Source organism: Campylobacter cuniculorum DSM 23162 = LMG 24588 (genome assembly GCF_002104335.1).
In the GTDB taxonomy this organism is placed as follows: Bacteria; Campylobacterota; Campylobacteria; order Campylobacterales; family Campylobacteraceae; genus Campylobacter_D; species Campylobacter_D cuniculorum.
The window spans coordinates 1,626,245-1,641,037 of the sequence record NZ_CP020867.1; the positions used below are offsets into that span (position 1 = coordinate 1,626,245).

The 14,793-nt window shown below is 31.3% G+C and carries 16 protein-coding genes; 5 read left to right on the plus strand and 11 right to left on the minus strand.

The annotated features are described in order from the left end of the window. Positions 1-28: 28 nt before the first annotated feature. Positions 29-1,084: a cytochrome-c peroxidase gene (locus CCUN_RS08090; protein ID WP_027305757.1), complete on the minus strand. Its 1,056-nt coding sequence runs from the start codon at positions 1,082-1,084 to the stop codon at positions 29-31. 204 nt (positions 1,085-1,288) lie between these two features. Here CCUN_RS08090 and plsY point away from each other — a divergent pair, with 204 nt between their 5' ends. The 5 genes from plsY to CCUN_RS08115 all read left to right on the plus strand — a co-directional run bounded on the left by plsY (position 1,289) and on the right by CCUN_RS08115 (position 4,757). Then, entirely contained in the window at positions 1,289-1,900 is a 612-nt protein-coding gene (gene plsY / locus CCUN_RS08095) for a glycerol-3-phosphate 1-O-acyltransferase PlsY (protein ID WP_027305756.1), read from the plus strand. Beyond that, positions 1,885-2,208: a dihydroneopterin aldolase gene (locus tag CCUN_RS08100; protein ID WP_027305755.1), complete on the plus strand. Its 324-nt coding sequence runs from the start codon at positions 1,885-1,887 to the stop codon at positions 2,206-2,208. Before plsY ends, CCUN_RS08100 begins: the two co-directional genes overlap by 16 nt. Positions 2,209-2,279: 71 nt before the next feature. Next, positions 2,280-2,951 carry a homeostatic response regulator transcription factor HsrA gene (hsrA, locus tag CCUN_RS08105; protein WP_027305754.1) on the plus strand — a complete coding sequence of 224 codons (672 nt, stop codon included), beginning with the start codon at positions 2,280-2,282 and terminating at the stop codon, positions 2,949-2,951. A 105-nt stretch (positions 2,952-3,056) separates the two neighbouring features. Continuing rightward, positions 3,057-3,302 carry a YfhL family 4Fe-4S dicluster ferredoxin gene (locus CCUN_RS08110; protein ID WP_027305753.1) on the plus strand — a complete coding sequence of 82 codons (246 nt, stop codon included), beginning with the start codon at positions 3,057-3,059 and terminating at the stop codon, positions 3,300-3,302. Beyond that, a complete protein-coding gene (locus CCUN_RS08115; RefSeq protein WP_027305752.1) occupies positions 3,303-4,757 on the plus strand; it encodes a Ppx/GppA phosphatase family protein in 1,455 nt (484 codons plus the stop codon). Here the strand turns inward: CCUN_RS08115 and CCUN_RS08120 are convergent. From CCUN_RS08120 to CCUN_RS08165, 10 genes are all read right to left on the minus strand, one after another. After that, on the minus strand, positions 4,754-5,560 hold the full coding sequence (locus tag CCUN_RS08120) for a hypothetical protein (RefSeq protein WP_027305751.1): 807 nt from the start codon (positions 5,558-5,560) through the stop codon (positions 4,754-4,756). The two genes, CCUN_RS08115 and CCUN_RS08120, sit on opposite strands and share 4 nt — an antisense overlap. Further along, on the minus strand, positions 5,560-5,868 hold the full coding sequence (fliN, locus tag CCUN_RS08125) for a flagellar motor switch protein FliN (protein WP_027305750.1): 309 nt from the start codon (positions 5,866-5,868) through the stop codon (positions 5,560-5,562). The genes CCUN_RS08120 and fliN overlap by 1 nt, the downstream gene beginning before the upstream one ends. Continuing rightward, positions 5,865-6,290: a hypothetical protein gene (locus CCUN_RS08130; RefSeq protein WP_027305749.1), complete on the minus strand. Its 426-nt coding sequence runs from the start codon at positions 6,288-6,290 to the stop codon at positions 5,865-5,867. Before CCUN_RS08130 ends, fliN begins: the two co-directional genes overlap by 4 nt. A 68-nt stretch (positions 6,291-6,358) precedes the next feature. Further along, positions 6,359-7,108 carry a tryptophan synthase subunit alpha gene (trpA, locus tag CCUN_RS08135; RefSeq protein WP_027305748.1) on the minus strand — a complete coding sequence of 250 codons (750 nt, stop codon included), beginning with the start codon at positions 7,106-7,108 and terminating at the stop codon, positions 6,359-6,361. After that, a complete protein-coding gene (trpB, locus tag CCUN_RS08140; RefSeq protein WP_027305747.1) occupies positions 7,101-8,279 on the minus strand; it encodes a tryptophan synthase subunit beta in 1,179 nt (392 codons plus the stop codon). Before trpB ends, trpA begins: the two co-directional genes overlap by 8 nt. Continuing rightward, on the minus strand, positions 8,276-8,872 hold the full coding sequence (locus CCUN_RS08145) for a phosphoribosylanthranilate isomerase (RefSeq protein ID WP_027305746.1): 597 nt from the start codon (positions 8,870-8,872) through the stop codon (positions 8,276-8,278). Before CCUN_RS08145 ends, trpB begins: the two co-directional genes overlap by 4 nt. Beyond that, entirely contained in the window at positions 8,862-10,469 is a 1,608-nt protein-coding gene (trpD, locus tag CCUN_RS08150; RefSeq protein WP_027305745.1) for an anthranilate phosphoribosyltransferase, read from the minus strand. Before trpD ends, CCUN_RS08145 begins: the two co-directional genes overlap by 11 nt. Next, positions 10,466-11,713 (minus strand): anthranilate synthase component I family protein, encoded by a 1,248-nt coding sequence (locus tag CCUN_RS08155; RefSeq protein WP_027305744.1) that lies wholly within the window; start codon positions 11,711-11,713, stop codon positions 10,466-10,468. The genes trpD and CCUN_RS08155 overlap by 4 nt, the downstream gene beginning before the upstream one ends. 319 nt (positions 11,714-12,032) lie before the next feature. Next, on the minus strand, positions 12,033-13,346 hold the full coding sequence (locus tag CCUN_RS08160; protein ID WP_027305743.1) for a major outer membrane protein: 1,314 nt from the start codon (positions 13,344-13,346) through the stop codon (positions 12,033-12,035). 295 nt (positions 13,347-13,641) lie between these two features. Further along, a complete protein-coding gene (locus CCUN_RS08165) occupies positions 13,642-14,568 on the minus strand; it encodes a helix-turn-helix transcriptional regulator (protein WP_027305742.1) in 927 nt (308 codons plus the stop codon). Between the last annotated feature and the right edge of the window lie 225 nt (positions 14,569-14,793).

Here is a 14,793-nt window from a genome sequence, read left to right on the forward strand (position 1 = left end):
CCCTCTAAAAACTAGAGGGTTTAAAGACTTAAAGTTGTGGTTTTGGAGTCTTTGAAGTAGAAATCGGAAATAGTGGATAAATGATAACAGGCTTTTCTCCTGTTAAAGAATGCAAGAAAGTTTCAATACTTTGAGCCTCTTTATCGTTGATTTTAATCCCAAGTTGCACACTTCCCATTTCTTTAATCGCATCTTTTAAAGACCAAATTGCACCATTATGAAAATACGGAGCAGTTTCAGCGACATTTCTTAAAGTTGGAGTTTTTACCATACCATTTGAATCGCCCTTAAAATCACCCAAATTTGCAAATTGATACTTACCTGCTACTTCGAAAGATTGCATACTGCCACCCAAATTCACACCCGTATGACAGGTTACACAACCCTTATCAATAAAAAGCTTAAGTCCTTTTTGTTCAGCTTGAGTTAGGGCTTTTTCATCACCTTCTAAGAATTGATCAAAACGAGAAGGAGTGAGTAAAGTTCTTTCGAAATTTGCGATTGCATCAGCTATATTATCAAAAGTTACTCCACTTTTACCATAGAGTTGTTTAAATTCTTTCACATATTCATCTAAAGAAGAAATTCTCTCCACAGCTAATTTTGCAGGAGTAGCCATTTCAGGTTCTGCTTCGATAGGACCTTTAGCTTGTTCGATTAAATTAGCAGCCCTTCCGTCCCAAAATTGCGTTGTGTTTAACACAGAATTATAAGTTGTCGGTGAATTTAAATGGTGTGGATTTGCTGCCCATTTATGTCCCACAGCAGCAGCGACCCCATCTATTCCGCCTAAGCCTAAATTATGACAAGTATTGCAAGATATAATCCCACTTTTTGAAAGTCTTGGTTCAAAATAAAGCTTCTTTCCGAGTTCAGCTTTTTCTGGACTGAATGGATTAGCTTTAACCCCATTTTCTTTAAGAATTTCATCAACGCCTTTTTGATCCTTTGGTAAAGCAACTAAGCCTGAATCTTTAGCTTCTTTGATTAAAGCTTTAGCTTCTAAGCCGGAATTTGTAGCATTTAAAACACTTGTTGAAATGAGTAACAACGAAGATGCAACGACTAATGATCTTAATTTCATAAAAACTCCTTGGAATAATATTTATATATCGATAAAATTACAATTACGATAATATTTTTGATAATACCCCATTATTACTTATATTAATATTAAACAAATATAAAACAAAACAACAATATTTTTAAATTTAACAGCAAATTTTTCTTATTTAATTTTTTAGTTTATAATACTCAATTGAGCGATTTAAAATATAAGGTTAATTTTATGGAAAATTTAATCATTTATGCCTTAGCTTACCTTTTGGGTGCTATTCCATTTGGGCTGATTTTAGCACAAGTTTTTGCAAAAGTAGATATTAAAAATCAAGGTTCTAAAAGCATAGGGGCGACTAATGTTTTAAGAGTTGTTAAAAAAAGCAATCCAAAACTTGCTAAAAAACTTGCCATTGCAACCATAATCTTAGATTTTACAAAGGCAACTCTACCACTTTTAGTTTTAAAAAATCTAGGATATGATTTCAATTTACTTTGGAGCGTAGCGGTTTTAATCGTATTTGGGCATTGTTTTTCTATCTATCTTCTTTTAGAAGGAGGTAAAGGCATAGCCACCACTGCTGGAGCTATGATTGTTCTTTTACCCTTAGAAATTTTAACAGCTTTCATCGTTTGGCTCGTCATAGGAAAAATTTTCAAAATTTCATCTTTGGCTTCACTGGGAGCCTTACTCGCCTTACTTATAAGTTCATTTGTGTTTGATTATGATATGCAGGGTATTAACACTCACGCACCTTTGTTTATTATAGCTTTTATCATATTTTATAAACATTTACCAAATATTAAAAGATTGATTTTTAAAGAAGAATGCAAAGTTATATAAAAATAAAATTTAAATTAAAATGTATCATTGGAATTTTAGACTTTGAACGCAAAAAAAAGCAAAAAATTATTATTAAAATTAAAGCAAAATCTGATGAGTTTTTGGATTATGTTCAAGTCTTAAAATTTGTTAAAGCAAATTATAAGGAGCAAAAATTCTATACTTTAGAACAATCTTTGGAATTCATAAGCTTAAAATTAAAAGAAAATTTTTCTTCTTTAAATTTTATAAAAATCTCTGTCTTTAAACCTAAAATCATTAAAAAAGCTCGAGTTGGTGCAAGCCTTAAAAAAAATTTTAAAACTTAATTTAGAATAACTAAATATTAACTTAAATTATGTTATAATTCTTACTAATTTTCTTAGGACAAGGATAAAAAATGAGAATTTTAGTTATAGAAGATGAACTTAGCCTTAATAAAGCTATTATCGATAATCTCAATGAATTTGGGTATCAAACCGATTCTTCTGAAAATTTCAAAGATGGAGCATATTTTATCGGTATAAGACATTATGATTTAGTTTTGGCGAGTTGGACTCTATCAGATGGCGATGGTGTAGAGCTTATTAACAATATTAAGCACAAATCCCCAAGAACTTCAGTCATCATCATATCTTCAAAAACAGATAAAGAAACTGAAATCAAGGCTTTAAAAGCTGGAGCTGATGACTTTATAAAAAAACCTTTAGACTTTGATATAGTCTTAGCGAGGATAGAAGCAAAATTGAGGTTTGGTGGGACAAATGTGATTAAAATTGAAGACTTGATTATTGACCCTGATGAAGAAAAAATCACATATAAAGGGCGAAATATTGAGCTCAAAGGTAAGCCTTTTGAAGTTTTAACACATTTGGCAAGACATTCTGATCAAATTGTTTCTAAAGAACAACTTCTTGATGCAATTTGGGAAGAGCCTGAACTTGTTACTCCAAATGTTATTGAAGTTGCTATCAATCAAATTCGTCAAAAAATGGACAAACCCCTTAATATTTCTACCATAGAAACCGTTCGTCGCAGAGGTTATCGCTTCTGTTTTCCTAAAAAATCTTAAATTTTATGCTAAAAGGTGTAAAAAATTCATCTTTTGGCATTTTTTATATTTTATTTTAAGTTTATTATTGTATAAAGACAAGATATTTTTTAAAAGGTAGAAACAATGTCTCTTTTAATCACTAAAGATTGTGTGTGCTGTGATGCTTGTAGGGAGGAATGTCCTGATGAAGCTATCTATGAAAATACTCCTATTTATACAATAGACCCAGACCTTTGCTCTGAATGCGTGAATGATTTTTCAGAGCCTGCCTGTATTGTTGCTTGTCCGTATGAATGCATCATTTCTGACCCTAATAATGTCGAAACCATAGAAGAATTACGTCTTAAAAGTCGCAATAGAGAAAACTGAATGGCTAAAAAAACCGCTGTTATTGACTTAGGTTCAAATTCCATAAGAATGATAGTCTTCGAAAAGACTTCAAGATATGGTTTTTACACGACTTGCGAATACAAAAGAAAGGTGCGTCTTGGAGAAAATGCTTATAATAATGGCAAAATTTTACAAGAAGAGGCTATGCAAAGAGCACAAAAGGCTCTTCGTTTCTTTAAACAATGTATTTTTAGACATAAATGTAAGAAGACTTTGATTATAGGCACTTCTGCTTTAAGAGATGCTCCTAATTCTAAAGAATTTATTAAAAGAATTAAAAATGAATTGAATTTAAATATACGATGTATCGATGGAAAGAATGAATCTTATTTGGGTGGATTTGCGGCTTTAAATTTGTTAAGTTCTTTTAAAAACGCAACGACCTTAGATATAGGTGGAGGTTCTAGCGAGCTTTGTTTGATTAAAGATAATAAAATTATTGATTGTATTTCGCTCGATATCGGCACAGTAAGACTTAAAGAGCTTTTTTATGACAAGGGAAAGACAAATGAACTTGATGAATTTTTAAAGCCTATTTTAGAACAAATTCCTGAAAATTTTTGCAATGACAATCTTATTGCAATTGGCGGAAGCTTAAGGGCTATTTCAAATTCTATCATACAAAAAAATTCTTATCCTTTAAAAAATCTACACGATTTTCGTTATAAACTAGAAGATGAAAAAGAATATATTTTAAAAATTCTTAACGCCCAAACAGATTCTTTAGCGGATTTTGACATTAAAAAAGATCGTTTTGATACAATAAAAGAAGGGGCTCTTATCTTTTTAAAAATTGCTGAAAAAATTAAAACTAAGCAAATTATCACAAGTGGAGTTGGCATAAGAGAGGGGATTTTCTTGCAAGATTTGTTGCGTCCAGCTCAACATTTTCCACAAAATTTTAATCCTAGCTTGAAATCTTTACAAGATAGATTTTTATATAAAGATAGAAAACTCAAAACACCTGATTTTGTTTCAAAACTCTTTAATGTGCTTGAAGTTTTACACAAACTACCTTCTCACTATAAAAATACCTTAATCAACGCGGCTAAACTTTGCCATATCGGAGAGCATTTAAATTTTTATTCTGCAAATGAACATTCTGCAAATTTTATTTTAGGAGGATTGAATTACGGCTTTTCTCATAGGGAAAAAATTCTCATCGCAAATATTATTAGACTTGATGGAAAAAAAATAAATCCTTATAATGCTTTTAAAGCACTTTTACCTCCTGTTGAAATTTTAGCTTGGCTTAATTTTATTTTAGCTTTAGCAAAAATTTTAAGCATTAATGAAGAAAATATCACCTTTGCTTTTGCAAATAATACGCTTTATTTGTATAATGAGGACAAGGAATTAGACCTGCCTATTGATGAGCTTAGGAAAATTTCCAAACCCACAACCATAGCCTTAGCAATCAATCAAAAACCCTAATTTTTTTGTCTTTTTTGAATGATATTTTGAATTTTTCTTTTGTTTTCTTCAAAAACAGAATCAAAATTTTCTTCTCTATTTTCTTCTTTTTTTTGAATTTCTTCTTCTGGAATTTCTGAACTTTCTAAAAGTAAATTCGAAGCACCTATAATCATCACATAACGTTTGTTTTTATAATCTAAAATCATAAATTGATTATTTTTATCTAAAGGTCTTTGAAAGAGCACATTAAAATTTTTAGAATCTAAAAATTTTTTTGTATTCATTGTCCTTTTAAACCACCAAAGCACTATGAGTAAAAGCACTAAAACAAGCATTACTAGAATGTATTGAGTGTAATCGTATTTTTCTAGGCTTGAATTTTTGGGCTGAATTTCTTGAGTTGAAAGCTCATTGAGAGTATCAGTGTTTAAAAGTTTTGTTGAGGAATTGCTTAAATTTTTATTTAAGTCTTCATTTGTTAGTCTTATTCTAATTCCAAATTTATCATTAATGCTGCTTATATTTAAGCTCACTTTGGTCTTATTTTGAAACATAATATAAGTCTTACCATCTTTAGAGCTGATTTGCACCTTATCAACAAGACTAGAATTAAGATTTTTTAATTCCTCTTTAGGATACTTAAGACCGCTTAAGGTTAAAAGCGTGAAATTTTTTTCTGTTTTTTGAGAAATATTGCCATTATAAGCATTATCAAAAGACAACATTACATCAACGCGGTCATTTCTGTCATAAATATTATAATTAATCAGCTCAACCCCAAAAAGAGGTAAAGCTAAAAAAAATAAAAATATTTTTTTCATTAAATTTCTTTTTTGAAATATTGAAGAACGGTTTTAGAATCTAAAATTTCATTAATTCTAATTGCAAGATTTTTTTCATAAACCATTACTTCACCTTTTCCAAAAATTCTTTTATTGATATAAAGCTCGACACTCTCTCCCGCAGGTTTTTCAAGGTCAATCACAGAACCCGCTTCAAGCTTTAAAAGATCCGAAACGCTCATATTTGTCGTGCCAAGCTCACTGACAAAATCGACCGTTATATCTAAAATATCTTCATAAGACTCTAATAAACCATGAGGCTCATTAAATTCTAGCTCATCACTCATACTTTTTTATAACCTATCCTAAAGCAATGATTTTCAAGTTCATAGGTCAAACTCTCGTCAAGATTGATGCTAGAAAAATCAACTCTTCCAAGATATTCAGGGATACCGAGTTTATAAACATCATCTCCCTTAACATCGTTGAGTAAATTTTTAGCATAGCCTATGATTTGATTAGCACATTCTTTAACCAAATCAGCCCAATCGTCTTCTTTGAATTTATTATTTCTAACATAAACATCAACGATTTTTTTCAAAACTTCCACAGAAAAAAAGAGATAAAAATTATATTCTCCATTATCTTGTCCTGTAATAGGAATAGAAGCCCCGTAAAGCTCTCCGCTTATATCCTCTACCTTGCGAATGTGCAATTTTAAAATATGCTCACAAAAATGGATAGCCGAATACTCAATTATTTTTAACATAAAACAACCTTTGAATAAAACTTAATTTAAAATTATAATAAATATAAAATAAAAAACCTTTTAAAAAGTTAGTTTTTGAAAATTTCTTTAACACCTTTTAGAATTTCTCCAACATTTGCACTCTCAAAAAGTTTAACTATACTTGTGCCAACAACCGCTCCATCGGAGATTTTGCGGATATTTTTAACATCATGATTATTTTTAATTCCAAATCCCACAAAAATGGGTAATTTTGTAAAAGAGCGTATTTCTTTAATCTTTTCTTCTAAAAGTTCTGTTTGAGCAGATTTTCCGCCTGTAATTCCAACAGAAGCTAAAAGGTAAATAAAGCCTTTTGCATTTTTAACGAGTTTGGCAATTCTTTCTTTAGGCGTCGTAATGCTGATTAAAGTAATCAAAGCTAAGTCTTCTTTATCGCATTCTTTTTTCAATTCAGCACTTTCCTCAAAGCTAAGTTCAGGCACGATAAGGGCTGAAATTCCAACTTTTTTTGCATCTTTAACAAAATGTTTTAAACCATAAGAAAAAATCAAATTATAATACACCATAAAAACCAAAGCTTTTCGAGTTTTAACTTCTTTTAAAAGCTCAAAAACCTTATAAATGTCCGCCCCCTCTTTTATAGCTTCTAATGCTGCATTTGCAATGATTTGCCCATCAGCAATAGGATCAGAATACGCCACACCAAGTTCTAAAATGTCAATAGGACTTTTATCTAATTTTTTTAAAAATTCCTTACTCACTGATAAATTAGGATAGCCCATCACCATATAAGCTACATTAGCTTTTTCTTTATAAAAAGTCCTAAAATCAACCATAAATCGTTCCTTTTTTATATTCTCTAATTGTTTGTATATCTTTATCTCCTCTTCCCGATAAATTAACAACAATCACGCTTTTTTTCTTTAAAGTCGGGCAGAGTTTTTCCAAAAAAGCTAAGGCATGGGCACTTTCAATCGCAGGTATAATGCCCTCTTTTTTGCAAAGCAATTTTAAAGCCTTCATACACTCATCATCGCTAATTGCTTCATAACGCACCCTTTTGCTTTCAAACAAATGTGCATGCATAGGTCCAACCCCCGGATAATCAAGTCCCGCAGAAATGCTATGCACAGGCAAGATATTTCCCAAATCATCTTGCAAAACTTTGGTTTTCATGCCATGTATAATGCCCGTTTTTCCTTTACTCAAAGTGGCTGCGTGATAAGGAGTTGCAATTCCAAGCCCCCCTGCTTCAATGCCGATGAGTTTAACACTTTCATCTTTGATAAAAGCATTGAAAATTCCCGCTGCATTGCTTCCACCTCCAACTGCTGCAAGGATGTAATCTGGTTTTTTATTTAATTTTTTAAGTGCAATCTTACATTCTGCACCAATCACACTTTGAAAATGTGCAACCATCATAGGATAAGGATAAGGACCCACAACACTTCCTACAACATAAAAAAGTCTTTCTATATCATTCACCCATGTTTGAATGGCTGCGGTTGTAGCTTCTTTTAAGGTTTTAAGTCCATTTTCAACCGCATTGACCCTTGCACCCAAAAGCTCCATTTTATAAACATTTAAAGCCTGTCTTTGCACATCAATGGCTCCCATATAAATTTCACATTCTAAACCCAAAAGTGCTGCTGCTGTAGCTGTAGCAAGTCCATGCTGTCCTGCTCCTGTTTCAGCGATGATTTTTTTCTTACCCATTTTCTTAGCAAGTAGGGCTTGAGCGATTGCATTATTAATCTTATGTGCACCGGTATGGTTTAAATCCTCACGTTTAAGATAAATTTCATGTCCATAAATACGACTTAAATTTTTAGCAAAATACAAAGGAGTAGGACGTCCTACATAGCTTTTTAAAAGTCTTTTAAGTTCATTTTTAAATTTTTTTTGTTGAGAAAATTTAAAAAAAGCATTTTCAAGCTCATTTAAAGCAAACATAGCACTTTCGGGCAAAAATTGTCCTCCAAAATTTCCATAATAAGCTTTTTTCATTTTTTTAACTCCCTTATAAATTGCTTGATTTTTTCAACATCTTTTAAGCCCTCTGCGTTTTCAAATTTAGAATTCACATCAACGATTTTTGGCTGAAGCTTCTTAAGCTCTTGTATGTTTTCAAGTCCTATTCCTCCAGCGATTGCAAAATCTTTTTTGAAATTTTTTAACAAGGTCCAATCAAAACGCACTCCATTTCCACCCTTAAATTGACCCTTAGTATCAAATAAAATCATATCCGCATAAATTGCGTTTGGAAGTTCTAATCTCTCACCCACTCGAATCACTTGTAAAACAAAGAGCTTTTTTTCTTTAAAAAGTTCAAACATTGATTTTGAAATCAAATCATAAATTTGCACCCCATCAAGCTTTGCAGTCTCCACCGCTTTAAGGATAAAATCCAAACTCTCATCAACAAAGACTCCAATAGCCTTTTTTGAATTTTGATGAATGATTTCGCAAAGCCGTTTAGCCTTTTTCAAATCCACTTGTCTTGGGCTTTTTGAAAAAATAAGCCCTAAAAAATCCACCTCTAAAGCACTCAATTGTTTTGCATTTTGCTCATCTTTAATGCCACAAATTTTAAGCTTCATTCTTTTGACTCATTTTTTGATAATTTTTAAAATATTCCAAAACCCTGCCCGAGTGAATCGCTTCTAAGATTATATCCTTTGCCTGCAAAGGAGTTTGAACCCTTTCAGCTGTATAAAGAGCAAACATCGCATTTAACACGACTATATCAAATTTCGCCCCCTTCATCTTTCCACTTAAGGTATCAAGTAAATCTTTAGCATTTTGTGCGGCATTTCCCCCTAAAATTTCATTATGAAAAGCAGTTTTAAAGCCAAATTGTTCAGGACTTATGCTGTATTCTAAAATCTCTCCTTGATTAATCTCAAAGATTTTTGTCTCATCACAAATGCTAATTTCGTCCATTCCGTCATTTCCACGCACAACCAAAGCCCTTTTGCGTCCTAAGGTTTTTAAAACCTCTGCTAAAAGTCTATGCACAGGGGCGTGATAATTTCCTACAAGCTGGTATTTAAGTTTTAAATTCGGATGAAGTAAGGGACCTAAAATATTAAAAACCGTTCTAATGCCAAGTTTAGTGCGAATTTCTCTAAGCTCGCCCACCAAAGGATGAAAAAATGGGGCGTGAAAAAAATTCAATCCTTCAGTTTGTAAGAGTTTTAAACCCTGTTCTAATTGAGTGTGTATGCCTATATCTAAAGCACTAAGCACATCGGTGCTTCCGCTTTGACTTGAAATTGCACGATTTCCATGTTTTGCAACTTTTACGCCCAAACTTGCTAAGATAAAAGCACAAGTGGTGGAGATATTAATGCTTTTAAATCCATCCCCTCCTGTGCCGACAATATCAATCATATCGCTATCATCGCTAAAAGTTTTAGAATATCTTAAGATATTGCGGACAAAAGCGGTGAGTGATTTTTGATTGAGAGATTTTTCGGTGATGAGCACAAGTAAAGCTGCAAGCTGTAAAGGCTCGTAATTTTTAGTCATTATCAATTTGCAAAGTTCTTTAAAATCATCGCTTTCAAGAGGAATATTTTCACTTAATTTTTGCAAATAGGGAACAAAATTTTGACTTTGAACCTTTTCTTTGTAAGAAGAATGCAAAAAATTTAAAAAAATTTTTAAACCATACTCACTAAAATAGCTTTCCGGATGAAATTGCACTCCATAATAAGGTAAAGTTTTGTGCTTCATTGCCATTAAAACTCCATCATCGCTGTAAGCCAAAGGTTCTAACTCATCGCTTAAGTCTTTTACTTCTAAAGAATGATAACGCATTATAGAAAATTTTTTTGGAAAATCTTTAAAAAATTCGCTTTCTTTTGTAAGTTGTATTTGAGAATTTTTAGCATGGCTTGGAATTTTAAGTCTTTGAATCTTTGCATTAAAACTCAATCCTAAAGCTTGATGCCCTAAACAGATTCCAAGAGTGGGAATTTCGAGCTTAGCCTTAAAAATTTCAAGGCAAATTCCACTTTCTTTAGGATGTTTAGGACCCGGACTTAAGATAATATGCGTCGGGGAAAGTTTTTTAATCTCCTCTAAAGAAATTTTATCATTGCGCACGACCTTAATCTCATCTTTTGAAATGCTCTCAAGCATTGCTTTGACATTATATACAAAAGAATCGTAATTATCAATCAATAAAATCATCTCTTATCCTTTTTTGCTAAATTCTCAAAAGTTGTAAGCAAAGCCTTTCTTTTAGCACAAATTTCAGCATATTCATTTTCATTTTGACTCTCAAGCACTATACCTCCACCACTTGCAATATAGGCTTTATCCCCTTTAAAAAAAGCCGAACGAATGATAATTGCTAAAATCACATCTTCATTAAAATTCAAAAATCCCACCGCTCCGCCATAAACACCGCGGTCTAAATTTTCTAATTCATTAATGATTTCTAAAGCTCTAATTTTTGGAGCCCCGCTTAGGGTTCCTGCTGGAAAAACTGCACCAATAACATCAAAAATATTGGCTTCATCTTTCATTTTTGCATACACCTCACTGACAATGTGCATGACAAATTTACTCTTAAGTATGCTAAAGAGATTTTCAACCCTTGTTTTTGTTCCAAATTTAGAAATATCATTACGAGCTAAATCCACAAGCATTTTATGCTCACTCAATTCTTTTTCATCGCTTAAAAGGTCTTTTTCTAAGTAAGCTATATCACTTGTTCCGTTTAAATTTCTTGTTCCGGCAATGGGTGCGACAAAAATTTCTTTATTTTTAATGCTCAAAACAAGTTCAGGAGAAGAACCTAAAACAACGCCATATTGAGAAGGAAAATAAAACATATAAGCACTAGGATTGAGTTTGCTTAAGCTCTCATAAAAACTAAGAGGATTGATATTGTGCTGTATGCAAAGCTGTTTGCTTAATACAACTTGAAAAATATCTCCGCTTAAAAGGTATTCTTTAGCCTTAGCTATCATTTCAAAATAATGCTTTTTTTCTTCTTCTAAAGAAGTTAAAATTTCAAATTCTGCGTCTTTTTCTTCGAAACTAAAATCCTCTTTTAAAAAATCAAAATATTTTGACTCTCCAAATTTAAAAAACATTTTGCTATTTTTTTCAAAGACAAGATAAGCCCGAGCATTTGCAAACAAAAATAAGGGATAATCATAATTTTTATTTTCGCTTTTTGGTAAGTTTTCAAAAAGAGTGATAAAATTTGCACTCAAAACCCCGAAAAATCCCGCATAATCGCAGAGTTTTTCTCTCGCCACACATTCATAAAATCTTGCTTTAAGTTCGCTTAAAGAAAGTTCATTCGCATCTAAAAATTCGCAATCTATCCCGATGATAGTTTTATTCAAATCCTCCGCAAGATACGAATTAGGGTATTTGTCTAAAATTTGTCTGTAATAAAAATTTGCTTGATGACTAAGCATAATAAAACCTTTGAAATAAATTATTAAATTAAAAAGAAATGAAAGAAGAGTTTAGAAACGCCAAAATTGAAGAGTATTTGTTAATTTTAAAATCAAAGAGCTAAAAAATCTATCTTTACACATTTTACTGCCTTTCTTTAATCAAAAATTCTAAAACGCTTTAAAAGTTTAAAACAAAGATGATAAATTTTTGTTTAAATTCTGCATAAAGATGAAATTTTATGCGATTTAAAAATTTAAAAACCAAATTTTGATAGGAGCTCCTTGATTTAAAAAGCTCCTATCTATTTTAGTCGTAAAGAGAATTCCAGCTATATTTTTAGAATTGATAAAGCACCTGAAGTCTTGTCGAGTTTTTATGAGCTTCTTCTTGCTTTGCATCGATGTTCAAGTAAGAATAAAAGGCTTCAAAAGAAAGCTTTGGAGAGTATTGATAGCTTATTCTTGCAACAGCTTCAAATTTCTTTCCTGCCTCTTTGTTTGCAAAATTGACATTGCCAACTTTAGTCCCTCCATATACAAAATCCGCTCCTATTCTTAAAACTTCATTGAAGGTATATCCTGCTTTAATAAAACCAAAAGCATTTTCCCCTAAATCTCCATAAAATTTAGAACCATCACTATACCAGATTTCCTCTCCTGCTATAAAATCTCCTAAATTTCCTAAATCTTCAAGCGTTGTCAGTGTGTAATGGTTTTTATCTCCATAATAAAGACCCCCTAAACTCGCATCAAAACCAGAAAAATCAATTGTTGAGCTTAAACCAAAGAAATTATTGTTACTAAAATCAACATATTTTTTAAGTTTATTATCCACACTATTTCCAAGATAAGCTGCAGCTAAACTCCACTGCACGTCTTCAAAGAAATGAGTTGAAATTCCTAAGGTAAAAGCGTAAAAAAGGGCTGAATCATCAAGATAAGAAAGCCAAAGTTGAGGAGTTAGACTTATATGATTGATTTCATAATTTCCTAATGCAGCAGCTCCGTAAAGGTTTTCGTTAAAAGGAGAAATAGCCTCACCAGAAGCAGTATTTCCCCAAACACCACCATTATATATATCGCCTTCATCGCCATTATTTGCCGTATTAAAATTATCAAACGCAAAAGCAAGTAAAGAAAGCCCTTCAATGCTCGTATTGACAACTTTTATCCCGGTTCCGATAAGTCCATCGAAGCTATTATCCGTCCAAATGCTATCAACTTGTTGCTTACCGGCGATTATATCAGTGTTGAGTGCAGTTGCTGTGTAAGTGAGAAAAAACTCCCTTACATTAAATTGTGAAGTGGTATCCGCCCCTTGCGGAGCCTCTCCTGTTGCCATAGGGTCGCCACCAAAACCCGCATCAGCTGCACTATAACCAAGCTCAATGAAAGCTCTAAAATTATCAGCAATTGCTGCGTCAAAACCTAAAATCGCACGCCAATTATGTTCTTGTCTGCTTAAAATTCCAGCTCCATTTTGAAAACCTCTTTTATGCCAGAAATTACCACTCGCACTATCATAGCGATAGCGGAAAAACCCGCTTACATCCACATCTTTAATCGCTTCATCTAAAGGTGTCGCTAAAGAAATTTGAGGCAAGAGCAAAACCGAACTTAAGACTAATGAAATTTTTTGAAACTTTTTCATTAATTTCCTCCTTCCTTGTAGTTTTTTGTTTTTTAACAGATACAATTCTACAAAAACAAAAATAAAAATAAAATAAATTTCAATAATATAAATCATAATTAAAAACACAATAAAACAATAATAAAGCACTATTTTACTAACAAATTAATTATAAATTGTAAATTATTTTTAAATAAAATTATAAAAATAATCAATAATTAATATCAAAACTTTTACAAAAAATAGAGGTATTTTTAGGATATATCATTAAAAAGTATATATTTATATGATAAAAATAAATTGATTTTTTTTAAATTTAAAAGTTAATGCTCAAAGTTTTTTTAAAAAGATTTCCATAGGGGCTTTTTTCATCGATTAAATCGCAGGTTTGGATTAAATTAAGATTTTCTTTGAGGCAAGATTCTAAAAGCTCCATGATAAAACATGCATCCTTTGGTTCAATATGAGCGGGGCATTTTTTCGCATTTGTATAGCGATGATGAATCTTATGCACAAGAGTTGAATTTTTAATTTCAATGAGAAACATCTCAAGCGGTGCTTTGAAAAACATTGAATTTTCTTTAATATTGATTGAAAGATAAATCATATCTAAACCATAAATTTTTTGAGTATAAGAGTCAAAGAAATATAAAGTTTTATTTAAATTATCTTTAAAAGTTTTAATCATAAGCTCTAAAATCGCAATTTTTTGCTCCTTAGTGTAAAAGCTTCCAATCGGAGAAAAGCAAAATTCAAGCAAAGATTTTATAGGATACCATTCATTTGTCCTAAAAGAATAAGCCCTCATTTTTTCGCCCCGTTTTTGTCTGTAAATTTTAGCTTCTTTGCTGTCGATATTATCATATACAGAAGGCACGATGAAATCTCTATAAGCAGGATTTGGAAAGGCAGGATGAAGAATGAGAGAACCTTCATTTTCATTTTCAAAAATGTATTTTAAACCACCCGCATAACCCTCATCGATGATTTTTAATTCCTCGTTTTTAATCCCATTTAAAAGACTATAAAAACTAATCTCTTCATCATTATCCCAAATTTGTGGAGGATAGCGAAAAAATTCGCAAATTTTTTCTTTGGTTTTTAAATCCAATTCTTTAGTCTGTTTCTTTTCTATCCAATTGACTAAAGTTCTTCTGTCCTTGCCTAAAATATTTGCAAATTTACTCAAGCTTAGACCCGATTTTTTAAAAATTTCAAGCAATTTTTGTTGAGAATTCAACATAATTTTTAATCCCCTTTTTAAGAATGTTACTTTTGGTAAAAATATAAAAAATTTATATTTAAAATTCTACAAGAAATTTTAAATAAATATTCTTACATTTTTTTTAAAAATGCACAAAAATTGTGCAAATTTTTATATTTTGGATTAAAAGTAACACATTTTTTAAAAAAAATTTGCATTTTATTTAAAAATAAAAAATTTTATAATGATTTAAAATTTTATAAA